This window comes from Vibrio intestinalis, assembly GCF_025195085.2.
Lineage (GTDB): Bacteria > Pseudomonadota > Gammaproteobacteria > Enterobacterales > Vibrionaceae > Vibrio > Vibrio intestinalis.
This window is the reverse complement of record NZ_JANAVY020000001.1, coordinates 76406-101047: the sequence shown is the minus strand read 5'-3', so window position 1 is coordinate 101047 and position 24642 is coordinate 76406. Positions and strand designations below refer to the sequence as shown.

Genomic DNA, 24642 nt, shown 5'->3' with positions numbered 1-24642 from the left:
CACTACTGCTTCTCCGCTGCCAAAGCGATGTTTTTAACGCCCGCTCCCTTCGCTGCGTCCATCACTTTTACTACCGTGCCGCTGTATGCGTGTTCATCCGCTTGAATGACTAACGAAGCATCAGGCTTATCAAGTAGTAGATGCTCTAGTGTTGCTTGTACGCGCTCTACATCCACCACTCGCTTATCGATGTATATGTCATTGGCTGCCGTCACAGCCACGAAAATACCAGCGTCTTTTTGGCTTACTACGTTAGAAGCTTGCGGACGATTAACCTCAACACCAGACTCTCGCACGAACGAGCTGGTCACAATAAAGAAGATCAGCATGATAAATACGATATCAAGCATTGAAGTGAGGTCGATTTGCGCCTCGTCTTGATTGTGTTGGCGTCTACCGAGTCTCATCGCTGACTCCTTAAAGATTTTTCTAATTTAATTTCTCTGATTTGGCACGCTTTTGCCAAACGAGCATGTACGAACATACCCGCTAGCGCAGCAACCATTCCGGCCATCGTTGGCAAAGTTGCCAGCGAAATACCTGATGCCATCAGTTTAGGGTTACTGCTGCCTTGGTTAGCCATCACATCAAATACCGATATCATGCCTGTTACCGTGCCGAGTAGGCCAAGCATTGGGCAAATCGCCACTAATACTTTGATGAAATTGAGGTTTTGATAAAGGGCCATATGCGCCTGTGCAATCCAACCATCACGAATAGAAAGCGCATACCAAGAGTGTTGCTCTTTGCGCTCATGCCATTTTTGAATCCATTGCAGACGCAATTTTGGGTAAGCCAAAGTTAAAAACAGCACACGCTCAATAATGAGTAACCAACACACTAAAACCACCGCACCGAGCCACCAAAGTACTTGGCCTCCCTGCTCCATGAAGCTTTGCAGCGAGAGAAGCCAATCACTGGTTTGTAGCCCACTAGGCAACCATGAGATTGAAAATAGCGCTTCCATTACGCAGCGTTCTCCACTGGTTGCGTTGTTTTAGGTTCAGTTGCTTTTTCTGCTTGCTCTGCAACAAGGCCAATGCCCTGTTTCTCAAGGATATTTCGAATACCCTCTGCTTGAGAGCTTAAGATGTTGTGTGCAAGTAATAATGGCATTGCCGCAATCAAACCAAGTACTGTGGTGACCAGTGCCATTGAGATACCACCCGCCATGACTTTAGGGTCGCCGTTACCAAATTGAGTAATCACTTGGAAGGTTTCAATCATACCCGTCACTGTACCCAGTAGACCAAGCATAGGCGCGAGTGCTGCAAGCAATTTAAGCATCGATAGGCCTTTTTCTAGGCTAGTCTGCTCATCCACAACCGCTTCTAGCAAACGAAGCTCAAGTGCTTCCACTGTGCGGTTTTGCTCTTTATCGTAAACAGCAAGAATGCGACCCAGCGGGTTGTTGCCCGGTTGGTCAGGATTTTTAAGCTGCGCGCGAATTTTCTGGCGCGCTACCGATAAGCTTGCGCCGCGCACTAATGCAATGATGACACCAATCGCTAGCAAGCCAAGAATGATCTTACCAACCACACCACCTGCTTGAAGACGATCTGCAAAGCTTGGTGTAAGCGCCAATTGCTCAAGCATTACGCCGCGAGATGGGTCTAATACTACTGAGGCAATTTGACCATTTTCTAAAGAAGAAACAGAGGCCAATGTGGGGCCATTCTCTGGTAATTTAATGTATGACTTTGTCTCTTGGCGAGCACCGTTCCACGCAACATAGCCCGCATCCCCCACTAAGCCAAACGCACCAAGACGTGCAACATCAACTTGCTGAGTTTTACCTTCACCATCGATGAATGACACCGGTGTTAGCGCGATTTGACCACTTGCCTTGATTTGTTGCTCCATCGCTTTCCACAAAGCAGTAAGCTGAGGCATCGACGGTAATGTCGTCGCGGCGATAACATCATCAATTTGTTGATTGTATGACTGAGCATCAACGCCAGTCACAGAAGTATTCAGTTCATTTTGAATTTCTTTCGCATTTTGGCGTACCACACCAAATACTTCGCCCAAGCTGCCCGTTTCCAGACGTAGCTGCTCTTCTAAACGCGCTAGAACATCTTCATTTTCACTAAACGTTGCTGCAAGTGCGTCGTTTTGCGCTTGAAGTTTGTTGCGCTTTGCGACTAGCTGAGCTTTAAGATTTTTTAACTCTTGCTCTGTCGCTTTAAAACCAGCTTCTCTTGTGCGGTTATGCTGACCTTGCTGAGCATTTTCTGCTTTTGCTTTGTTCACTAACTCGGTTGTAGCGACACTAGAGAAGGAAACAGAAGCCATCATTAATGCCGAAGCGATAAGTTTCATTTTCATGTTATTTCGCCTCTGCTTTGGTCAGTGATACAGGGAGAGTAATTAGGCTGGGTGCGACATGATTCGCTGCGATGCTGTATGCCTTATCCAATTCCGACTTATTACTCGCATCAAGCGCCTGCCAATCTTTGCTTGAACGTTGCCAAGCCCAGTAGTGATTGCCGTTAAGACTACGAGCCACTAACGAAACACGGCCAAGATGCAGAATATCCGCTTCACGAGCTTCACCATCAACAGTGATTTGACCTTGGTAAACGCCTAACTTCGTCCCGTAATCCAGTTCAATTTGGTACGCCTCTAGAATACGGCGATATTTTTCTGCATCGCTGACATCCGCTCTTGTCATCAAAGATTCAAGTTTGGCAATACGCTCTTCACGCTGCTGTTTTTTAAGCGGGGAATCATTCGCTACGATCTCTTTTAGACCTTCAACCATCTGATACATAAGTGGTACAACGCCTTGGCGCGTGTACTTAATATCTTGGATCTGAGCATCAATGCTCGATACTTCTTGCTGTTGGTTTTCGATCAGAGCGGTCAAATGAGACTGGTATACTTCAAGGTTTTTTACTTCTTCTTGAAGTTGTTCCACATCTGCAGTTAAAGAAAGCGTGTTATCTGCGCTTTTATTAATGCGTTTCTGACTGGATACAGATGCCGAGTTAGTCTTGCTTTGAACAGTTTGGGCATTATCTAAGCTAGAGGCTTGTGCAGGGGCAAGAGTCGCCGCCACAAAAAGAGCTAAACTGGATTTTATTAGGTTCATAGTCGTAATCAATTACATCAACTAACCTCGCCTAGCTATAAATTTACTAGGCCAGATTGAGGTTAAAAAAAGTTCCCAAAAGAGCGAATTGATAAAGGTTATCGTTATCAACAAGCTGCAATAGTAGCGACTTTTGTCTGTTTTGCCAACGAGTAAAGGGGGAAGGTCTCCCTTCCCCCTTATTCACTTTTGCGAATAGGCTTAGTATTTAACTTGAAGCGTCGCCATGTAGTTGCGGCCTTCGCCAACTACCACACCACTTGTGCTGCCACCCTCTAGGTAGTCAGTATCAAATAGGTTCTCTACATTGAAGCGCGCAATAAACTCAAGGTTCTCATCATACTTCATAGTATGCGCTACACCTAGGTCAACACGAGTGTAAGCGTCTTTCTTGAATTCGTTTGAGTCCTCTGCCCAACGGTCACCCACATGGTAAACACCTAGGTTTACGTCAGTGCCATTGTTAAATGAGTAAGTAGACCAAATGCTTGCAGTAAACTCAGCAACGTCAGCTGGAGTTTTACCTTCTAGCTCTGGGTCATTCTTAAACTCTGCGTCTAGTAGCATCGTTGATGCACTCACTGAGAATGCCTCTGTCACGTAACCTGTTGCAGAGAGCTCTGCACCAGTGTGAACTTGTTCACCAACCTGCGATGTGCGAGTTTTGCTTGAACCAAGATCTTCAGTGATTTGCATGTTTGACTGAGTAATCTGGAAAAGTGCACCAGAGACAAATAAACGGTTATCAAACAGTTCCCACTTAGAACCTAGCTCGTACAAGTTACCTTTCTTAGGATCTTGTGACTGACCAAAGTTTTCATCATTTTGATCGCTGATGTCAGCAACTGGTTCGAAACTTTCCGAGTATGTTAGGTAAATAGAGCCGTTTTCTACTGGAGAGTAAATTAGACCAACCTTTGGTAATACGTTGTTGTAGCTTGCTTCAACGTTTTTGCTCGATGTTGTTTTATCGTAAGCAAAACGTACGCCCGCTAGTGCTTGCCATTGGTCGTTAAACGTTACTAAATCTTGTACATAGATACCGTAGTGCTTTTCTTTAGAGTGAGATAGCGAGTCATCATTGCTGTAATGTAGACCGTCTGGCTTTGAGAAGCCGCCATCACACTCTGGACGAGCATCACCCTGGTTAGCACTTTGACATGCGTATGTTTGCGAGAACAACTGCTTGTAGTCGTAATGCAGGCCGTTTGCACCAACTAGAAGACGGTGGTTAACACCTAGCGCATCGAAATCGCCAGAAAAATCTACGTAAGCAGTATCGAACGTCCACTCATCGTGACGATCGTAAGCACGGTAGCCATAACCAATTGTTGCGCCACTGCTGTCTTTTACTTTATCTAGAACGTTGTCTGATTCAGTACGTTGACGTTCATAGAACTGACGGCTAATGCCCGATTTCACTGACCATGAATCGTTTAGTGATGCACTAATAGCTACACCGTAGTTAGTGATGTCATTGTCTGTCATTGCGAACTTCTGATCATTCACAATTGAAGGGTCAATCACTTGACCTGTCGTAGTATCTATCTTTGAGCCGTTGTCTAGATCGCCTTCTTCTTGAGTACGGTCGTAGTGGAAAGATAGCATTACGTCTTCATTGATATCGTAATCTACAAATAGGCCACCAACGAAACGTTCAGTTTGTACGTCTGTACCATCAAAACGAGTACGCCATGAATCTTGATCTTCTTGAGACAACACAACACGTGCACGTAGCGTCTCATCTGCGTTCAATGCACCACTTACGTCAACCATAGTGCGCGTGTAATTGTTTGAACCGATATCTTGGCTAACATTCACTTGAGTATCGTAAGTTGGCTTCTTAGAAATCATGTTTACTAAGCCGCCTGGAGTAGACTCACCGTACAGAAGACCTGCTGGGCCTTTTAATACTTCAACACGCTCTAAAAGCTCGATTGGTTGACGGTAGTGAGACCAATGCTGTGCGCCATCACGTAGGTAACTTGAACCACTGTCTAGTTCAAAACCACGTAGGTTAAAACGCTCACGGTTAGTCGATTTAGAACCCGCAGTGATAGATGCGTCGTTCTTTAGAACTTCACCAAGAGTGCTAGCGCGCTGTTCGTCAATCAGCTGCTCGCTGATTACGGCTACTTGTCCTGGAGTCTCTAGTTGAGTTGCCTCCATACGAAGTGCAGTTGAGTTGCTCTCCGCTTTGTAACCATATTCGCGGCCTTCCACAACCATGTGTTCATCTGTTGCGGCGCTATCTGCCATTACCGGCGTTGCGATGATTGCACCAATCACTAACGCTAACGGACTCTTAGTAAACATATTATTCTCCGAATTAATACGAGCAAAACCACTGTATCTGCTCACTTATTTGCGCAGTAATATAAGTGATAATCACTATCATTAGCATTGAATTTACATTCTTTGCATTCGTAAACAAAAAATAAAAAACGCGACAAATGCCGCGTTTAGATTCAGTGCCTAATAGTTTACTAACCGAGCCATTTCGCTCTTTGTTCTTTGTCGTGGAAACTCCATGCAACAAAGCGACTGATTTTTTGCCCTTGGCTCATCTCAACAATGTTGACCTCTTTCGCTCCTGCTTTTTCCAAGTTTTTACGCAGCCAGCGTACATTCTCTTTCTTGGAAATTAAGGTGCTAAACCACAATACTTGCTCTGCAAACTCACGGCTTTCAAAGGCCATATTTTTTACAAAGGCCGCCTCTCCGCCCGGGCACCATAACTCAGCCTTCTGGCCGCCAAAATTTAACTGCAGCTTTTCACTCTGTTTACTTGAGTTCATAGCGGCAGCGCGTGAGCCACGTTGCGATTTGTTACGTTGCAAATTTGACTGTTTTTTAACGCTGCCTTGCATCGCTTCATCAAGGGACTTATGAAATGGCGGGTTGCATGTAGTGACGTGGTAACGCTCGCCATTTTGGATAATACCCTTAAACAAGTATCGACTGTTCGTTTGCAAACGACACTCAACACGCCCTGTTAGCGTAGCGTTTTTCTCAGCAATGCTATTGGCGTTGTCTACTGAGACAGCGTCAATATCACTGCCTACGCAATGCCATCCATATTGGGTTGAAGCAACAATCGGGTAAATACAGTTCGCACCGACACCCACATCTAGCATTTTGATTTGGCTCGATGAGGTAACTTCCTTGCTTAACATCTCTGCGATGCGATGAATGTAGTCTGCTCGCCCTGGGATCGGTGGGCAAAGATAGCCCTGCGGAATATCCCAATGTTCTACAGAGTAGTATTCGGCAAGCAAGGCTCTATTTAACAGCTTTACTGAGGTTGGATCATCAAATCGAATACTGTCGCCTTTAGGCGTTTTTACAATGTGAGACTTTAGCGCAGGCAAAGCCTTGACCAGTTTAACGAAATCATAACGTCCCGCGTGCAAATTACGCTTATGCAGCCCCGCTTTGCCTTTGATCTTGTTTACTAACATCGTTGACGATGTTTCGGCCTGTTTTTCTTTTTGTCGAATGGTATTTTGTTTAGGCTGGGTCATAGTAAATTCAGTGGTTATTTTGTTTCTCGGTAAATCATGAACAAGCGCGCATCGAGCTCTAACTGATGGTAGTCAGGCTCCATATAACGGCATAACTGATAAAACGCCTTGTTGTGCTCTTTCTCTTTTAAGTGGGCTAATTCGTGCACCACTAGCATTCTTAACAGAGGTTCAGGTGCTTGTTTGAACATACTCGCGATACGGATTTCATTCTTCGATTTTATCTTACCGCCATGCACTTTACTGGCGTATGTATGTAAACCGAGCGCATTATTGATTAGATGGATTTTGCTATCCCATACCACCTTGCTGAGCGGCGCAGTTTTCTTCATATACTGGTTCTTGATCGACATCGTGTATTCATACAGCGCTTTTTCACTTTGAATTTGATGCGATTCTGGGTAGCGGCGTTCAAACCAAGTTCGAAAGTTTCCAGCTTGTAGCATTTGCTCAACGGGATTGAGAATATGGTCAGGATAACCTTGTATATAGCGAAGCAAAGTATTCATTATGGAGCGTATGGGAAGTGTCTAGAGGCCGCTAAGTGTACCCTATCTTGGGTCGCCATTCATTACCTATCAACAGCTAGGGATTATTAAGGGTTTAGTATATACTCTGCGGCCAATTCAGCCGCAGCAAGAGAAATATCGATGAAACGTTTGGTACTTTACGTAAAAGATAAATGCCCACACTGTAAAGATGCACAGCGCTACCTTGATTCAAAAGGTTATAAATACCGTTTGACCAATGCAAAAATGCAGCGCGGCCGTAAAGAACTCGATGCGATTGGAGCGCGTTCTTTACCGGTAATTAAAATTGGTGACCGCTATATGATTGGCTGGAACGCTTCTAATTTTGAGAAGATGTACAAAGCATAAAAATGGAAGAGCATAAGCTCTTCCATTGATTATGAATGCTAGTCTCTATACCACTTCTACATGGTAAAGCCCCATACCGCATCAATCAGTTTAATCATCAGCTCTTTACTGATCTCTTCGCTATCTAACTCGGGTAGATACTCAACGAAATCAATACCAACGAATTTTTCATGTTGAGCTAAACCATACACTAAATGTAAAGCTTCACGCGCAGATAAACCGCCAACATTAGGTGTGCCGCAGGCTCTAAAATGAGTCCCATCAAGTGCATCGTAATCAAACGATACATAGACCGCATCGTAACGCTCATCAATAATCGAAACTAACTGTTCTAGTACGCCCTCAATACCTATGCGTTCTACAGTATTCATGTCGAAGTTGACCATACCATGCTTATTCATGAGTTCATGCTCATTGAGCATTAAGTCTCGCACTCCCACATAATAAACATCAGTCGGATTGAGCACCAATTCAGGCTCAACTTGCCATCCATTATGCGCATACTGATCCATTAACAATGCCAGCGGCTTGCCATGCAGATTACTCGCGAGGCTATCATTGCAATCGGCATGGGCATCGACCCATATGATAGCAACACGCTTGCCTTGGGCTTTTTGAAAATAGTCGAGCGTCGCTTGTACTGTCCCAACCGCAATGGAGTGATCACCACCAATCGTAATGGGTGTTCTACCTGCTTGATAACTCGCTAATACTTTCGCATGCAGCGCGCGTGAATATTCCGCTAGCGCTTGCTCTTTTAGACCTTGATCGATAAGCACTTGAACCTTGCTATCAGAATTAATATCTCCGTGATCAATAATATCAGCTTGCCAACGAGTCGTTCTCACATCAAGCCAATCGGAAAGGCCAATCCAAGAAGTTTCATTCAATCGTCGCAACCCATCTACCGTATTTTGTTTCGTAGGCAAAATACCAAGTTGATTAAAGGGTGCACCGATTAAATCAAAGCCTCTTTTCATAGTTCATTCCTTATTTAATGTTCGAAAATTGTTCACCTCAGTAATATCGTTGATATGAGAACTACACTAGATGAATACTTGTCAATTTCGACACACATCAAATTTATGCCTTAATAGAAATCTCATTCTCAAGATATTTAACTTTTCTATAGTTACAAACACAAATTAAATCGCTACTTTCTTGCTCATGGCGATTTACATACCATCTCTAATTCTACACTTTGCGATGCCATCACCTGCTGAGCTTGATCTACCAGCTTTTCATAGTTCATGGTGCCAAAATCTCGGAACTCAATCTTTAGTAATTCCATAGGGTAATCAGCCACCGCTTTTTTAGCGTACTCAAAATAGTGCTGCACTTGAGGCGAGACAAACACAACCCGAATTTTGCGCCCGTAATGACTCATGAAGTCTTCAGTTTCTAATGCTTGGATAGACGCATACATTACATAGATAGGTAGCCCTAGCTTATCAACATGCTTTTGCATCCGCTGTGCCATCATACTTGAGGTAAACCCGCCAGAGCACATCACTGCAACCACGCTGCGTCCGGCAATTTCATCTGTTAAGTCATAATTAATAAAGTGCTGCATCGATACATCCTTATAGTTTGTTCGACTCGTCCCCCTATTTGACCGGATCAGTAGTCAGCTAACCCACAGTATTGATAATTTATAAATTTAACGGTGCGCACTTTGATCAAGCACAAGCTTTGTTGAGTCGGACAAATTTCCACCTAGGTTGATTGTTACTTCGTGAATTCAGCCGAAATTACTGGGAAGAGTTTTGGTGTACAAACTCAATAAATGCTCGGTCAGCGATTGAAAGGTAACCATCTCTACGCCACGCAAGCGCCAAATCGAGCTTAATTGGCGGTGAGAATGGAATGCCCACAACACCTTGTTCGTGCTTGGTGACCAGTTCTAACAACGCCGTGATGGCAAATTCATTCCGAACGATATTGAGGATCATCGGGAGTAAGTTAGTCTCAAAAGAAAAATTCACCTCTCGCTTTTGCTGCTTAGCTTCGTTCTCAATAAAGTCACGGTGGAAATAGCCATCTTTAAACATCACTAAATCATGCTTAAAAAACTCTTCGAAGCTGATTGAAGATAGTTCGGTTAAAGGATGATCCTGAGAAACCACTGCGACCATTTCTGATTGCAGAATATGCCCTGTTTCTAAATCATCGGGGACATCATCACTTTGAATCACGCCTATATCTAATTCGCCATCAAGGAGCATTTTCCGAATGGAACTGGTGCCAGCATCGACCAACGTCAGCTTTAAATCAGGGTAGCGGCTCTTAAAAGCCATCAACACTTCAGGAAAAAAGTAAGAGCCCATCATGCTAGGTGCACCCAACCGTACCTCACCTTTCTCAAGGCCTTTGAGCTCTTTCATCGCAAGCTCTGCGTCATCAAGCTGTTGCAACACACGCTTCGAATGTTCATACAGCAGTTTGCCTTCGGTAGTGAGTTCGATTTTCCGGTCATTACGCCGGAGTAAGGTCACGCCTAATTGCTGTTCAAACTTTTTGATAGAAATACTCAGCGCGGGCTGTGCGATGTGTAACCGTTTTGCTGCATGAGTAAAGTTACCCTGCTCGGCCACTGCCACAAAGTGGCGTAACTGTTTCGATTCCATTCTATATACTAAATATATCGCCGTGATATTTTTAATATATTTTATATATCTCGATTGCGCTGCTACTTTGATCACATCAACGAATAGGTATGACTATGATCGAACTCGGCACTTCTCAATACAAACGCGTGACTATTAGCCTCGCTTTAGGTTCATTTATCGTGTTTTGTAATCTCTACTTGTTTCAGCCTATGCTGCCGTACATGGCCAATTATTTCGCTGTGTCTGAAACCCAAGTTAACTGGATTTTTGCCGCCTCAACATTAGCGCTATCGGTTTGTTTAGTGCCTTGGGCCGTGGCCTCTGAAAGTATCGGAAGACGACGAGTAATGTTGATTGGGCTGCTAGCTATGCCAGCAATCGGATTGACGATGCTGCTTACTAACAGCTTATTGAGTTTGGTGATTTGTCGCGCCTTAATGGGAGTATCTCTAGCGGCATTTACCTCGGTAGCCGTGGCCTACATGGTGGAAGAGTTGTCCGAAAAAGCATTCGCTCATGCGATAGGCACTTACATTGCAGCCAATTCTTTAGGCGGAATCTCTGGCCGAATTCTTGGTGGTACATTGACCGATGCACTTGGCTGGCAGCTGGCTGTGGTTGTGATGGCTGCCCTTTCACTGCTTGGCACGGCATTAGTTTGCTACTGGCTCCCTATTCAACGTCATTTTAAGCCGCAAAAAGGTATGTTGCGATACCATAATAGAGCGCTCATCTCACACCTCGCTAATCCTTCGCTTCGACTGGCGATGTTGATAGGAGCCGTTAACTTTGCGCTGTTCGTTAATCTATACTCTGTGATGGGCTTTCGCCTTGTTTCTGCGCCGCATAATCTTCCCATCGGCCTCGCTTCAATGATTTTCCTTTGTTATTTGGCCGGTACTGTCAGCTCGAAACTCACTGCGCAGTGGAAGCAATACAACCACCCAGTAGATGGGATGATATTAGGCGCAGCAATCAGCTTACTGGGTATGCTTGTAGCGTATGTTGACCACCTCAGCTTTATGATTTTCGGCTTACTTCTAGTTAGCTTCGGCGCATTCTTTACCCACACGCTTGCTTATGCATGGGTAAGCCAGCACGCCAAACGAGCCAAAGCGACGGCTACCGCTTTGTACCTTGTTCACTATTACATTGGTGGCAGTCTTGGCGGCTTCTTCTTAATCTATTGTTGGCAGCATGGTGGCTGGGCATGGGTGATTGTGGGCGGAAGCGGTTTATACGCGTTAATGTTTAGCCTAACAGCAAAATTGAAACGTCAATCAAAAGCTCAGCCTAAGACAACAAAAACTGCTATCCTTGGCGCAAACAAAAAAATGGAAGCACCATGACTAACCCAAGCTCAACAATGGATAACGCAATCGTCGCCAAGCAAGTAAATCAATGGTTAGATGATGTCGTTATCGGCCTTAACCTTTGCCCATTTGCAGCAAAGCCACAACGAAACAATCAGATCGATATTTTTGTTAGCCAAGCAGAAACTGAAGACAAGCTACTTGAAGACATTTTTAATCAATTGCTTCGCTTAGACGATACGCCAGTTAAAGAATTAGAGACCACCTTAGTCGCCGTACCTAATATGCTGGGCGATTTTTGGGACTACAACATGTTCATTGATTGGGTCGAAGCCTTGATTAAGCAGCAAAATTGGCAAGGCATCTATCAAGTAGCCACTTTCCATCCAGATTATTGCTTTGCCGACAGTCAGCCTGATGATGCTGACAACTTAACCAATCGCGCGCCTTTTCCTATCTTTCACCTAATTCGTGAAGAAAGTATGGAAAAAGTCCTCAAGCATTACCCGAATCCAGAAGCGATACCTGATACCAATATTGCTCGTGTTCAAGCATTGACCGCAGAAGAAAAACAAGCACTGTTCCCTTATCTTTTCGGTTAAATTCTCTTCAATAAAACCTTGCGGATGACACAAATTCGCAAGGTTTTGTGATTTCATACTCGAACAACCCACTATTTGATCCTTGCCCATGGCAGCCACCTACAGCCTTTGCTAGTATTGCCCGATTGTAATTTTTGCCGGATTAAGCGCATGCATTTATCTAAACTGACTAAAGAGATTTTTGATCACCTTTACCGTGATATCACCGAGTTCCGCAGTACATTTGACCTGCCAGTTGCCTCACCAGAGAGCTTAGACGACAAAGCCGATACACTGCACACGTCCCTAGCGATTGAAGAGCTGACTGAATTAGCTGAAGCCGATTGCAAAACAGAGCAAGCCGATGCCATCATCGACAGTGTTTACGTACTAATGGGTCGTCTTGTGCACCTTGGTCACGATAAGATTGAAGATAACCTAGCCATCAGCTACCTGATCGATCTCCTACTGAACGTAGCAGTGAATCGCGGCATTGAATTTGTGCCTTGCTGGGACGAAGTGCACTCAAGCAACATGAGTAAAGTTTGCCGCAACGAACAAGAGTACGCTGATACTGAAGCGCATTACGCAAAACAAGGTATCAAGCTAATGGCCGTACAAAAAGGCGATTACGTTATTGCAAAATGTTCCGAAGATTTTGTCTCAGAGGCGAAAACTATTCGTGCAGGTAAAGTACTGAAGTCAGTTTACTACCGCCCTGCCGATCTAGAGCCTTTAACGCGATAAATGCGTAAACAAATGATGATTGAATAGCCGCCTTTGGGCGGCTATTTTGTTTAAACGACAATCAAATTCGCACACAAAGGACGCCGCTTTGCTGCAAGATTTAACACTTAAGCCATTAGATATTCATGATGCGAAGCCACTGTTAGCGTTTGAGTTAGAAAACCAAACTTGGTTCGAACGTCATATCAGCGCAAGGGAGAAGGATTTCTATAGCTTAACTGGCGTGCAGATTCATATCGCTAATCTACTGCTTGATAAACACCAAGGGCTTGGCGAACCATATTTGTTGATAGGTGGAAACGAAGAGATATTAGGACGAATCAACCTCACTCATATCGACATGCAGTCAGGCAAAGCTTTCGTTGGTTATCGCATTGGTGAACATTATGCCGGTAATGGAGTGGCCAAGCGCGGGGTCAGCCTATTATTACAGCTGGCTAATCAGCGAAAACTTTCACGCATTGTCGCCGTCGCATCCGTTAACAATGTTGGCTCGCAAAAAGTGCTTTTGCATCATGGGTTCAAGCAGAAACAACGTTTAACTGAATTTACACAGGTACAGGGAAAATCGCTCGACTGCTTTGAATACTGGCTAGACCTTTAACCATCATTCAAAAATCAATACCGACCTATCACCCATTTGCGCTTTAGAGACTTGAGTAGCAAACACATCACTCAGTTGATTAGGCTCTAGCACCTGTTCAACCTCTCCCGCCGCATGTAACACCCCTTGGTTGAGTAAAAGCGCTTTATTGGCGTATTGTAACGTTCGATTAAGATCGTGGTTAGACATCACGACTGTAATACCGAGCTGTGCAACCCGTTCAATCAAGCGATAAAGCAAGGTCTCTTGACCAATATCTAACGGCGCAGCCGGCTCATCTAGAACGAGCAACTTAGCGTGAGGGTTGAGGGACGGCCAAATTTGCAAACAAATGGCGCACAAGCGCACCCTTTGCCACTCCCCACCCGAAAGATGATGAATCGAACGATGCAATTTATCGCGAATGTTCAGTATGCCAGCTAACTCATCAACCACACGATTCACTTCTTCTACTTCAGCAGCTAAAGGAATCGATAGCGAGATGTATTGAGACACTTCTAAATTAAATGCTGGGCGATCACTTTGGCTCAAAAATGCGCGGCAGTTCGACAGCGCCTCTAACGAAGCGGTGCCTACATCTAACGCACCAATTTGGGCTTTCCCTTCAAACGTCAATAGTCCTGATAGCGCAGTCAACAAGGTACTTTTACCACTGCCATTGGGGCCAATGACATGCAGGATCTCACCTTGCTCAAGAGCAAAAGAGAGCGGCAAAAGACGCGAGCCTACTGAAAGCGAATTAACGTGAATCATGATTTTTCACCAACATCCAAATGAATATCGGCGCACCGATGGTCGTTGTCACTACCCCGAGTGGCAATTCCGCAGAATCAAGTGCAGTACGGGCAATAATATCCGCAAACACCAATAGAGAAGCGCCTGCAAGGGCTGAAATTGGCAATAAGAAGCGGTTTTCACTGCCAAGCGCCATACGCAGTAAATGGGGTACAACCAAGCCAACGAAACCAATAATGCCCCCAAGGGCAACTGAGCCGCCGACTAGAATCGAGACAGCGAGAATAAGCTTCCATCGCAGCCCTTCAACATCTAAGCCAAGTTGTTTGGCGTGCAACTCACCCATCATCAGCTTATCGAGCACTGGGCCTTTGAAGCAAAGCCATAGCATGACGGGTAAAACCGCTAAGGTGACCACATGGTGATACCAGCTTGCTCCGCCAATACTTCCCATCAACCAATACATTAAAACTCGTAAGCTCAGATCGTCACTGAAATAGAATGCCCACGTCACCACGGCTCCTGCCAAAATACCGAGCGCGACACCTACTAAAAGCAACCGCGTCGTGGTTAAGCGCATAGCTTTTGCCATAGAGACCAAGATAAGCGTAAACAGCAACGCACCGGCGATAGCCGCCAACATGAAGCCAAATGGCGTTGCGAGCAATGGAAAGAAAAACATCACCAAGACCATCATAACGCTCGCGCCTCCAGAAATACCCAGCACACCCGGCTCTGCTAACACGTTGCCAAGCAATACTTGCAGTACCGCGCCTGACAGCGCTAATGAAGCACCAATCGCAATTGCAGCCAGTAAACGAGGCAGGCGCAATTGCGCCACTAATTGTTGTTGAAGTTGAGTAAGCTCTGAAAACGGGTTGATGAAAATCTCGCCAACCATTAGGTAAACACTACTAATTAACAGCAGTGTTATAGTGAGAAAAACAATAGAGCGCTGCCATCGAGTATGTTTTCGAATCAGCAGTTGGGAAAATTCCATAGCGGGTGTAGCGTTCAATCCAATTGATGACGATAGATAAAATAATGGCTTAACGATACCGTTAAGCCATTTGAATAGAAAGTAAAAGGTGTAATCAATCAGTTAATCGTAGACGATTTGACCGGCTTCATAACGAACTTGAACCGGACATATCATCAGCGCTGCTCGCTGACCTATCTCGACATTACGATTCGGGAAGACAATCGCCTCTCCCTCATTCTTAGCCATTAATGGTTTTTCACCATCGTGACCAAACACTTCACCATGCTTAAACGAGGTGAAATTTTCGATGTTGTCATCGAATAAGAAGTCGAAATCTTGATGTAAACGAACAATGGTTCGACTAACACGGTACATGATTGGCTTACGCGGTAAATGCTCAGCATCGGTAGCTGCGATAAGGTCACGAATCGCCAAATCAAAGGCCACTAACTTGTTCAAATCATTGCTGCCAATTTCGGCTACACGGCCTAATTCTACAGTAAGTGCTTGCGCGGCAAATTGCTCAGCGCTGTACCAACTAAAGGTGCTTGAAGGTGCGTTTGAGAACAAAACAGCTTCAATGTGAGCACTATGAACAAAGTCCATCAATGCTTTACTACGAACCGGATGACGTGACTTAGGGCTCACCACAAAGGTGTAATGACGTGAAGCGCGAATGGCACAATGAAGATCCAAATGCCAACGCTGCGACTCTTGAGTACCACGGAAGAAATCTTGTAAGACCTTCTTTAACTGATCTGCAATCGCTAGCTCTTTAGTTGGCTCATGAGCCTTCTCATCAAACAGGCGATTAAGGTTAGTTTGGATATATCGAGTATGCGCGTTGGTCGCTTCAGGGTGAGCGATGATAAATAACAAACGATGGTTAACAGGTTGAAATCCAGTCTGGATATCTTCAATCACACGATCGACAAGCTCCATTGGCGCGGTTTCATCACCGTGTACACCACAAGAGATCACGATGTGCTTGCTCTGCTCATCTAAATTAGCAGGGATAACTTCAAGTACCCCACGTTGATGCAGTTTTAGTTTTGTACCTGCCGCAACGGTTTTCTCTTGTTCCGCTACGTCATTTGCTAAGTCTAAGCTGTCAAAAAGAAAAGATTGGCGAAAGAATGTCTTCGTCATGCGCTACTCCTTTATTGCACAGCGGTATGTTAAAGAAATGTTCTGACAATTTTTGTCGTCGCGATCGCACTTATTGATAGAAATAGCGTGCTTCATCGTAAATATATAAAATTGTCGCGCCGCACGATACAAATCGTGCAGAATAGAAAGCGTATGCTGTACAAACAAGCAGAGCAAAAGCTCTGCTAAACCATAGTATCATAAGATAAAATGACGATTTGTTGATCTAGGGCGGGTTGAGCGATTCGATTAGCTCGGTTGCGCGAGTAAAGCCTCAAAATGAGAAACTTTCTCAGCCACCATATCGATACTTTGCTGCCAAAAATCCGCTTTGCTCAAATCCATCCCCAAATGACGCTCCACCACATCTTCCGCCATCATCGAACCAGTGTCTCTGAGCAGTTCTACGTAGTTTGAATAGAAATTCTCGCCCTTCTCTGCTCGCTGCGCATATACGCCTTTACTGAACAAGAAGCCAAACAAGTATGGGTAGTTGTAAAAACTCACCTGAGAAATGGAGAAATGCAGTTTACTCGCCCAAAAGTATGGGTCTGTCTCTTGCATTGAATCACCATACCATTCGCGCCACGTTTCGCTCATGAGCTCACAAAGTTGGTTTGCATCTAGCTCCCCTTCACTGCGCTGCTGGTAGAAACGTTTTTCAAATTCAAAACGCACGGGGATATTAATCATCAGAGCATAGGCTGATGAAAGCTCTTCCCACAGCATCTCTAGTTTTTCTTCACGGGTTTGCGCTTTTTCTAACAGGTAATCACGCACAATGTTTTCTGCGAAAATTGAAGCGGTTTCGGCAAGTGTCATCGGGTAGCGCGTTTGACACAGAGGCATGTCTCGCATAACCCAGTTATGGAAGGCGTGCCCAAGTTCATGAGCTAATGTCATAAGATCAGAACGGCTACCGCCCCAAGTCATAAACACTAGTGGTGTTCTTGTTGCAGCAAACTTAGTGCAGTAAGCACCTAGACGGCGATTTGGTGTAGGGTCTGCATCAATCCAACCATTATCGACCATGGTTTGAACAAACTCTGCCATCTCTGCGTCTACCGTTGCGAATGCTTGTTTGATCACTTCAATAGCATCATCGAAGCTGTATTCAACCGCAGGCTGATCGGCTTGTAAATTCGGCATACCTGCTAAGTGATTCCAAGGCTTCATTTCAGCCAGGCCATGTACCTTAGCCATCAACAAGCCTGCCTTTTGGCCAACCTCTCGGTTCGCTTTTGCGGTATCCATCATTGCCGTTAGTGTTGGCTGTTCAATGCGGCTTTCATGCAAGCTAGGATCAAGGAAATGCACATCCACAAGGTTAGAGCGCTTTTCGTATTCTGTTAAGCGCCAACCTGCCAAGGCATTTAAAATCGCAGCAAAGGCTTGTTGGTTTGAGGCCATCGCATTTTGAATCGCTCTCCACACTTGCTCCTGCTTATCAAACTCGACACCATACAAAAGGCTAGCAGCCTGAGAGAAACCCAATTCAGTACCATCTTCGAGTTTAATTTGTAGCGAACCAGTAATGTTGTCGTACATGCGCCCCCAAGCATCACGGCCATCGACACTCATCGCAGCGAGCAACTGCTCTTCTTGCACTGCAAGCTTTGTTGCGGCGATTTTTCTATCACATGCAATGGCAAATGCTTGGCCGTAAACATCGCCACTTTCGTGATCGAGTACCTGTTGAATAAACTCTAAATCGGCATTAGCGAGAACATCTTGGTATGGCGTATAAGCTTGCGAAAGTTCAGAGCTTAATTTGGCCAATTTACCAATCAGGCTTTTAGCTTCACTATTGTTGGCATCTACTGAAGCATGGCATTGAGCAAATGTGTTTATGGTGGCGAGTAGTTTACCAGCCGCTTCTCGGGTTTGAATCGCGTTTTGAGTCACGCTCGTTAAATCACGGCGCTCAACGTGCAGTTTTAGTACATCAATACACTGTTGAATAAGCTCGATGTCTTGAGCAATTTTGTCATCAGATAAGCTCTGATAGGCGATAGATAGGTTCCAACTTGCTGTCATTTCAAATTCCTTTATTCAAAACTCAGAGGCGTGCCAATCGCACACACTTGGATGTAATTTTGCTCTGCTTTGGTAATTTTTATATGCGTCAGTGAATGATGGTTAATTTGCAACCGAGAATACAGTGTCGGGTTTTGCCAATCTAACGCTAAAATATCCGCTAAAATCATACGCACTGTGCCACCATGACACACAACCAAAGTGTCTTGCTCGGCCTCTTCCACCAGCTTATGCCATGCTTGTGATACGCGCAGATAGAAATCAGCCAAAGGCTCGGCATTGGGTAGAGTTACCTTTGCAGGCTGCTGCCAAAATTGCTCAAGTAACGGCCAGTGCGCTTTGAGTTGCTCAAACGGGATGCCATCAAAATCACCAAAATGCATCTCTTGCAGTTGTTTGTTTTGTTGTAATTTCGCTGAGCTATGTTGCTGTAATTTATCTGCTAAATCACTGCAGCGGCGCAAGGGTGAAGTAATAATATGCTGAATATCGAGGGCTTTCTCAATGATGGCCTTTGCAATCTCATTTTGGTGTTGTTCACTCACTAACACATCACTAGAACCACATAAGCCAGGCTCTGCTTGCGTCTTACCATGCCTTAACAGATAAATGTTTACGGTTTTCACCATGCTATCCTTTAAGTTTCATCGGTAAGCCTGCGGCGACAAACGTCACTTGGCTAGCGACTTTGGCAATGGCTTGGTTCATCCAACCAGCGTGGTCGACGTAAAGGCGAGTCACTTCACCCATAGGTATGACGCCAAGGCCAACCTCATTTGAAACCAACACCACTTGCGCTTTAGTATTTTGCAAAGCAATAACTAACTGATCCACCATTGAAGAGATTTGCTCACTAGAAGCTGTCTCGCCGTCAGCAAAAATGACATTGTTCAACCACAAGGTTAAGCAATCGACCAACACAATATCATTAGAATTAAATGACTCTAATAGCGCTGCAATATTAATTGGGCATTCATGAAGTTGCCAAAGGTCATCTCGCCCTGCTTGATGATGAGCAATCCTCTGCTCCATCTCTTTGTCAAATGCGATAGCTGTCGCAATATAGTGGCGATTTAACTCGCTCTGCTCGATCACTTGTCTCTCTGCAAAGCTGGATTTGCCCGACCGCGCACCGCCCAATACTAAATGAATACTCATGACACCCACGCTAACACTACAAGGTAAATGAGAAGCTCGGTTAATTGCTGCGCCCCGCCTAAGCAATCGCCAGTAAAGCCGCCTAAACGCTTGTTTAACCAGCGTTTAAATGCTGCGCGAAATACCACAGCAACAACCAACACACTGAGCGCAATCTGCACATCAAGCAGCAAGCTGGCACAAATAGCGGTAGCAATGATGATCGCAAGCTCTGACTGGCTTTGGCGATTGGCTAATGGCTTGCTTTTGCTGCTATCTGGGTCACTCACGTACTCCATATCATAGATAAGCGTCGCCGCTACGCAGCGGCTCACGGTGTAAGCCACCAAAATGATCACCAGTAAATCAACGCTTTGTGCTAGTTCAGTAAGCAACACAAATTTACCAAGCAAGGCCATGATCAGTGCCGACGCGCCATAAGTACCAATACGGCTATCTTTCATGATGGTCAAACGCTTTTCTAGCGTCATTCCACCACCAATACCATCAGCCATATCAGTTAAGCCATCTTCATGAAATGCACCTGTAAGCAATAAGCTAACGACCATGGTAAGAAACACAGCGACGGATACAGGAAACAAAAGGGAAAACAAGAAATACGTTAAGGCGCAAATCGCGCCTATTACGCAACCAACCAAGCCAAAGTAACGTCCGGCTTGGTTCATGCGTTGTTCACTGTATAGGGTATTGGCTGGAATTGGAATTCGAGAAAAGAAACCCAATGCCAGCCAGAAAAGTTCTAATTGGTATCGTAAGTTCGATGCCATTACATATTGACTCCAGCTTGCTCGAAGCTGGCCATATTATTATAAAACTCGGCTGTGGCGCGAATAATTGGCACTGCCAATACTGCGCCCGTTCCTTCACCTAGGCGCATTGAAAGGTCAAGTAGAGGTGTACCGGCCAACTCTTGAAGCATCAACTTGTGCCCAGCCTCATGAGATTGATGTGCAAAAATCATGTACTCACGGCAAGAAGGTTGCATCGTTGCGGCCACATAAGCCGCAGCTGTCGCAATAAAGCCATCAACAATTACTGGCGTATTGCTTTCTGCAGCTCCTAAAAATGCGCCTACCATTTGCACGATCTCGAAACCGCCCACTTGGCGCAGTATCTCTTGAACATTTTGTCCGCGGCAGCGATTCACACCAAGCTGGACAAGCTGGCGTTTTTTGCGCATCTGTTGGCCATCAATTCCAGTTCCCAAACCGACGCACTTTTCTACGCTACGTCTAGAAAGCGCAGCTAAAATGGCAGCAGCACTACTGGTGTTACCAATGCCCATCTCACCAAACATGACAAGGTTTGAGCCATCAGCAATCACTTGCTTTACCACGTCACGGCCATATTCAAGCCCAAGTTCAACTTGCTCTTTAGTCATTGCTGCTTGATGAGCTAAGTTATTCGTTCGCTCACCTAAACGCTTTAAGATGAGATTTGGCGCATCACTTTCAACTGGCTTAAGGATACCCGCGTCAATCACTTTAATATCGACATTATGTGCACGGCAGAAACAGTTAATCGCCGCACCACCCGCTAAGAAGTTTTGCACCATTTGCTGGGTTACTTCACTAGGCGCAACACTTACGCCCTCTTCTGCAATACCATGATCACCGGCAAACACCAAAACTGTAGGCTTTTGGATCTCTATCGTCGTCGCGGGTTCACTACACCCTTGGCTTTTTATCAACGCTAATTTATGAGCCACCATTTCTAGTTTGCCCAATGAGCCTAAAGGTTTCGTTTTATTATTAATCTGCTGCCAAATGGCATCCGAATGCGTTTTATCTAACATGGTACTACTGTGGCCTTGCGATGGTGAAAGTTTGTTGTAACACGGCGTATTCTCCGCCACCCAAACGACAAAGCGGGTTGAGCTTCATCGCATCAATAATTAATTTTTGCTCATCTTGCTTGATGACATCAGGATCGATATACACTGCCTCGACTTCTGCAAACACCAACGTTTGAGGTGTTTTTCCTATCTCTTGCATTTGATACAAGGTGCAGCCAAACGCCACCGAGCAATCTGCAACTCGCGGTAGTTCAAAGCCTTCAAACGAAGCTAGTGTGAGATCACTTTCAACCACTTCAGAGCGGCCATGTTCGAGAGTTGCCGCACTTTCAGTGACAGGCTGTGCTAAATCCGCATTAGCGATATGAATCACCATCTTTCCTGTTTCAGTGACATTGCGGACAGTGTCTTTGATTTCTCCGCTTGGCTTTTTACCAACCGAGAACATTAACAGAGGTGGTTCACTCGAAATTGCAGTGAAGTATGAGAAAGGCGCAAGATTGAAGTTGTCTTGGCCGGATTCGGTCAGTACCCACGCGATCGGGCGCGGTACGATAGTTTGTGTCAGTAAATGGTAGACTTGCGATGGTGCGAGTGCACTCATATCAATATTCATTTGACGTCCCTGTATTCCTTTGCAGTTTATCTTCACACAAACCGCATAACCTTTTGAGTGTACCGTTATTGCGAGCAATTTTACTAGCGACCCGTCGCATAATTATCGTTAAATCAATCGATTAATTGGTATTAATACGCAAATCTTATGCTTTCATCACCAGTTCTTACTCTGAGAGTCAATTTGATAACCTAGCCGATGCTCCTCATAACCAATTGAAAATCAGCACATATAAACATGGTCTATTTGATGCATCCCACTTAGTGTGTCTTTCAGCATGAGGTATTAGCATGCTTACCAACCAAAAACCGAACAACAAAACCAAGAAATCTAAACGAAACCAAAAACGCTCGATACCACTTGGCATTACCTAACGTAACTCGAATGTTTACCACTCTTTGTTGCCACGCCAACCTAAAGTTGGCGTTTTTTGCTCTCAATCATGGACATCAACTTAGCCATTTTTTACTCTGACCGAAAGGATAAATGGCAAAAGGTATGCACGGATGGACAAAAACATCGTGATGATCGCAGGCGCAACAGGCCTAATTGGAAACGAACTGACCAAAATCATGTTAGAAGAGAATGCCATCGATCATATTTATGCCTTAAGCCGCAGAGCCTTGCCTTTCTTCCATCCCAAGTTACAGCTTATCCAACATCAAGATCTAAAGATCACCCAGTGGCAGGAAAGTTCCCCTTCTCCAACTAAAGGCTACATTTGCCTAGGCACGACCAAAAAACAAGCAGGCTCTAGACAACGTCTTGAACAGATTGATGTTCATTTAGTCAGAGAAGTCGCGCAGACAATGAAGTTAGTTGGAGTCAAGCACCTCACTGTCGTATCAAGCTATGGTGCAAACACACGCTCGCTCTCACACTATTTACGCTGTAAAGGAAAAATGGAACTGGCGTTGAGCGACATGGGGTTTGAACAAGTGACGTTTGTAAGACCTGGGCCACTTAAAGGCCTAAGAGACAATCCAAGAAAAGATGAAGCCATCGTCCAGAGTGTGTCTAAATTACTGCGCCCGCTCATGCTTGGCTCATTGGCGAATCTCATCCCTATCGAGGCTAGCCGTGTGGCAAGAGCCATGCTTTACACTTCATTTGGTTACTCGAACAAACGCATCCAAACTCTTAACCGGATTGAGATGCTCAAACTGCTGAAAAAATATCAATAATGACGGCACTTTAAAGCCGAATTGCACAATTTATAGTCTAGCGTTCTTTTTAATAACGTTTCTTTATATTTCATGCAGTTTTCTTATTTCAAACCAACGTAACAAATCATTACCTTTGCCGTTAATCACTAGGGTCTCCAACCTAACTCATTTGAATATCAGCCACATTAGTCGGCTATTTTTTATTCGGTAAGGATATTTCACTATGTCATTTGCAGCTATCGCATCACTCGCGGTGTTTGTCGGCATTCTATTTGTGCTATACGGACAGCAGCGCAAACAGAATACTCTCTCTCGCCTTGTTCTTATTGGCCTTGTTCTTGGTAGTGGCTTTGGTTTAGCACTACAACTCATTTTTGGCGAAGGTAACCCTGTAATAAAAGAAACTCTAGACTGGGTGAACGTTGTGGGCCGTGGTTATGTTGGCTTACTAAAAATGATCATCATGCCGCTGGTTCTTGTTTCTATGATTGCGGCAGTAGTTAAGCTAGAAAAAGGCGGCTCGCTAGGCAAAATCTCTGGCCTAACTATTTCTGTGTTGCTGATTACGACTGCCATTTCAGCGGTAGTCGGTATCGCTGTGACTCAAGCATTTGGTCTGACTGCTGAAGGTTTAACAGAAGGCGCGCGTGAAACCGCTCGTATCGCTGTTCTTGAAAGCCGCGCAGATCGAGTAAGCGACTTAACCATCCCACAAATGTTGGTTAGCTTTATTCCAACTAACCCATTTGCTGATTTAACTGGCTCTCGTTCGACTTCGATTATCGCTGTGGTTATTTTCGGTGTGCTAACGGGTATTGCAGCTCGTAAAGTAATGGCTGAGAAAGAAGAGCTAGAAACGCCTATCCGTACATTTGTTGAAGCGGTTCAATCTATCGTAATGCGTCTAGTGAAAATGATTATGGCACTGACACCTTACGGTATCGCGGCACTGATGGCGAAAGTAGTCGCAACATCAAGCGCCTCTGATATTCTTAGCTTACTTGGCTTTATCGTCGCTTCTTATGTCGCTATCGCATTAATGTTTGTGGTTCACGGTGTGTTAGTCGCATTTGTTGGTGTTAGCCCTAAAGAGTACTTCCAGAAAATTTGGCCTGTACTCACCTTCGCATTTACCTCACGCAGCTCAGCAGCAACAATCCCACTAAACGTTGAAGCGCAAATCACTAAACTGCGTGTGCCACCAGCAATTGCAAACCTGTCTGCATCGTTTGGTGCAACCATTGGTCAAAATGGCTGTGCGGGTATCTACCCTGCCATGCTTGCTGTGATGGTCGCTCCGACTATGGACATCAACCCAATGGATATTAACTTTATCCTATCGCTAATCGCGATTATCACCATCAGCTCATTCGGTATCGCGGGCGTTGGTGGCGGCGCAACCTTTGCTGCACTGATTGTACTACCTGCTATGGGCCTGCCCGTTACCATCGCAGCGCTGCTTATCTCAATTGAACCTCTGATTGATATGGCTCGTACTGCACTGAACGTTTCAGGCGCAATGACAGCCGGTACTATCACTAGCCGTTTACTCGGTGATAAACAGCCAGAAGCGGAAGAGCAAACCGCATAAGCGTAAAACTCAATCACAAAGACCAGCTTGAATGCTGGTCTTTTTGTTTGTGCTCTTAGTAAT

The 24642-nt window shown here is 44.9% G+C and carries 26 protein-coding genes; 7 read left to right on the top strand and 19 right to left on the bottom strand.

Annotated elements, in window-relative coordinates; all coding sequences use genetic code 11:
* Window positions 1-2: 2 nt before the first annotated feature.
* From MU515_RS00450 to MU515_RS00420, 7 genes are all read right to left on the bottom strand, one after another.
* Window positions 3-407: an ExbD/TolR family protein gene (locus tag MU515_RS00450; protein ID WP_260258391.1), complete on the bottom strand. Its 405-nt coding sequence runs from the start codon at window positions 405-407 to the stop codon at window positions 3-5.
* Window positions 404-967 (bottom strand): MotA/TolQ/ExbB proton channel family protein, encoded by a 564-nt coding sequence (locus MU515_RS00445; protein ID WP_260258390.1) that lies wholly within the window; start codon window positions 965-967, stop codon window positions 404-406. The genes MU515_RS00450 and MU515_RS00445 overlap by 4 nt, the downstream gene beginning before the upstream one ends.
* Entirely contained in the window at window positions 967-2328 is a 1362-nt protein-coding gene (locus tag MU515_RS00440; RefSeq protein WP_260258389.1) for a MotA/TolQ/ExbB proton channel family protein, read from the bottom strand. Before MU515_RS00440 ends, MU515_RS00445 begins: the two co-directional genes overlap by 1 nt.
* Before the next feature lies 1 nt (window position 2329).
* Window positions 2330-3094 carry a DUF3450 domain-containing protein gene (locus MU515_RS00435; protein ID WP_260258388.1) on the bottom strand — a complete coding sequence of 255 codons (765 nt, stop codon included), beginning with the start codon at window positions 3092-3094 and terminating at the stop codon, window positions 2330-2332.
* 201 nt (window positions 3095-3295) lie between these two features.
* Window positions 3296-5410, bottom strand: a complete 2115-nt coding sequence (locus MU515_RS00430; RefSeq protein WP_260258387.1) for a TonB-dependent siderophore receptor — start codon at window positions 5408-5410, stop codon at window positions 3296-3298.
* 170 nt (window positions 5411-5580) lie between these two features.
* A complete protein-coding gene (gene rlmF, locus MU515_RS00425; protein ID WP_260258386.1) occupies window positions 5581-6618 on the bottom strand; it encodes a 23S rRNA (adenine(1618)-N(6))-methyltransferase RlmF in 1038 nt (345 codons plus the stop codon).
* Window positions 6619-6632: 14 nt separating this feature from the next.
* Entirely contained in the window at window positions 6633-7127 is a 495-nt protein-coding gene (locus MU515_RS00420) for a M48 metallopeptidase family protein (RefSeq protein ID WP_260258385.1), read from the bottom strand.
* Between the two features lie 141 nt (window positions 7128-7268).
* On the opposite strand from MU515_RS00420, the gene MU515_RS00415 reads away from it, so the two are divergent.
* Entirely contained in the window at window positions 7269-7496 is a 228-nt protein-coding gene (locus MU515_RS00415; RefSeq protein WP_260258384.1) for a glutaredoxin family protein, read from the top strand.
* 56 nt (window positions 7497-7552) lie between these two features.
* Here the strand turns inward: MU515_RS00415 and MU515_RS00410 are convergent, their stop codons facing one another.
* The 3 genes from MU515_RS00410 to MU515_RS00400 all read right to left on the bottom strand — a co-directional run bounded on the left by MU515_RS00410 (window position 7553) and on the right by MU515_RS00400 (window position 10123).
* Window positions 7553-8476: an arginase family protein gene (locus tag MU515_RS00410; protein WP_260258383.1), complete on the bottom strand. Its 924-nt coding sequence runs from the start codon at window positions 8474-8476 to the stop codon at window positions 7553-7555.
* A 185-nt stretch (window positions 8477-8661) separates the two neighbouring features.
* A complete protein-coding gene (locus tag MU515_RS00405; RefSeq protein WP_260258382.1) occupies window positions 8662-9069 on the bottom strand; it encodes a PTS sugar transporter subunit IIB in 408 nt (135 codons plus the stop codon).
* 178 nt (window positions 9070-9247) lie between these two features.
* A complete protein-coding gene (locus MU515_RS00400) occupies window positions 9248-10123 on the bottom strand; it encodes a LysR family transcriptional regulator (RefSeq protein WP_260258381.1) in 876 nt (291 codons plus the stop codon).
* Window positions 10124-10218: 95 nt separating this feature from the next.
* Here MU515_RS00400 and MU515_RS00395 point away from each other — a divergent pair, with 95 nt between their 5' ends.
* The 4 genes from MU515_RS00395 to MU515_RS00380 all read left to right on the top strand — a co-directional run bounded on the left by MU515_RS00395 (window position 10219) and on the right by MU515_RS00380 (window position 13350).
* Window positions 10219-11454 carry an MFS transporter gene (locus tag MU515_RS00395; RefSeq protein WP_260259156.1) on the top strand — a complete coding sequence of 412 codons (1236 nt, stop codon included), beginning with the start codon at window positions 10219-10221 and terminating at the stop codon, window positions 11452-11454.
* Complete coding sequence (locus tag MU515_RS00390) at window positions 11451-12020, top strand: DUF1415 domain-containing protein (RefSeq protein ID WP_260258380.1); 570 nt, start codon at window positions 11451-11453, stop codon at window positions 12018-12020. The genes MU515_RS00395 and MU515_RS00390 overlap by 4 nt, the downstream gene beginning before the upstream one ends.
* Before the next feature lie 150 nt (window positions 12021-12170).
* Window positions 12171-12746 (top strand): nucleoside triphosphate pyrophosphohydrolase family protein, encoded by a 576-nt coding sequence (locus tag MU515_RS00385; RefSeq protein ID WP_260258379.1) that lies wholly within the window; start codon window positions 12171-12173, stop codon window positions 12744-12746.
* 88 nt (window positions 12747-12834) lie between these two features.
* A complete protein-coding gene (locus MU515_RS00380; protein WP_260258378.1) occupies window positions 12835-13350 on the top strand; it encodes a GNAT family N-acetyltransferase in 516 nt (171 codons plus the stop codon).
* A 3-nt stretch (window positions 13351-13353) separates the two neighbouring features.
* Here the strand turns inward: MU515_RS00380 and btuD are convergent, their stop codons facing one another.
* The 9 genes from btuD to MU515_RS00335 form a co-directional block, all read right to left on the bottom strand.
* Window positions 13354-14103 carry a vitamin B12 ABC transporter ATP-binding protein BtuD gene (btuD, locus tag MU515_RS00375; protein ID WP_260258377.1) on the bottom strand — a complete coding sequence of 250 codons (750 nt, stop codon included), beginning with the start codon at window positions 14101-14103 and terminating at the stop codon, window positions 13354-13356.
* A complete protein-coding gene (gene btuC / locus MU515_RS00370; protein WP_260258376.1) occupies window positions 14090-15085 on the bottom strand; it encodes a vitamin B12 ABC transporter permease BtuC in 996 nt (331 codons plus the stop codon). Before btuC ends, btuD begins: the two co-directional genes overlap by 14 nt.
* 102 nt (window positions 15086-15187) lie before the next feature.
* The gene (locus tag MU515_RS00365; protein WP_260258375.1) at window positions 15188-16216 is read right to left on the bottom strand and encodes a succinylglutamate desuccinylase; all 1029 of its coding nucleotides are present in this window, start codon (window positions 16214-16216) and stop codon (window positions 15188-15190) included.
* A gap of 249 nt (window positions 16217-16465) precedes the next feature.
* Window positions 16466-18253, bottom strand: a complete 1788-nt coding sequence (locus MU515_RS00360) for a M3 family oligoendopeptidase (protein ID WP_260258374.1) — start codon at window positions 18251-18253, stop codon at window positions 16466-16468.
* An 11-nt stretch (window positions 18254-18264) separates the two neighbouring features.
* Window positions 18265-18879, bottom strand: coding sequence for a histidine phosphatase family protein (locus tag MU515_RS00355; protein WP_260258373.1), 615 nt, complete (start codon window positions 18877-18879; stop codon window positions 18265-18267).
* Between the two features lie 4 nt (window positions 18880-18883).
* Entirely contained in the window at window positions 18884-19411 is a 528-nt protein-coding gene (gene cobU, locus MU515_RS00350) for a bifunctional adenosylcobinamide kinase/adenosylcobinamide-phosphate guanylyltransferase (RefSeq protein WP_260258372.1), read from the bottom strand.
* A complete protein-coding gene (locus MU515_RS00345) occupies window positions 19408-20178 on the bottom strand; it encodes an adenosylcobinamide-GDP ribazoletransferase (RefSeq protein WP_260258371.1) in 771 nt (256 codons plus the stop codon). Before MU515_RS00345 ends, cobU begins: the two co-directional genes overlap by 4 nt.
* Window positions 20178-21206, bottom strand: coding sequence for a nicotinate-nucleotide--dimethylbenzimidazole phosphoribosyltransferase (cobT, locus tag MU515_RS00340; protein ID WP_260258370.1), 1029 nt, complete (start codon window positions 21204-21206; stop codon window positions 20178-20180). Before cobT ends, MU515_RS00345 begins: the two co-directional genes overlap by 1 nt.
* Before the next feature lie 4 nt (window positions 21207-21210).
* Window positions 21211-21822 carry a flavin reductase family protein gene (locus tag MU515_RS00335; RefSeq protein ID WP_260258369.1) on the bottom strand — a complete coding sequence of 204 codons (612 nt, stop codon included), beginning with the start codon at window positions 21820-21822 and terminating at the stop codon, window positions 21211-21213.
* Window positions 21823-22328: 506 nt separating this feature from the next.
* On the opposite strand from MU515_RS00335, the gene MU515_RS00330 reads away from it, so the two are divergent.
* Together MU515_RS00330 and MU515_RS00325 are read left to right on the top strand one after the other, a co-directional pair.
* Entirely contained in the window at window positions 22329-23006 is a 678-nt protein-coding gene (locus MU515_RS00330; RefSeq protein WP_260258368.1) for an NAD(P)H-binding protein, read from the top strand.
* A gap of 205 nt (window positions 23007-23211) precedes the next feature.
* Entirely contained in the window at window positions 23212-24579 is a 1368-nt protein-coding gene (locus MU515_RS00325) for an L-cystine transporter (RefSeq protein WP_260258367.1), read from the top strand.
* Window positions 24580-24642 lie beyond the last annotated feature (63 nt).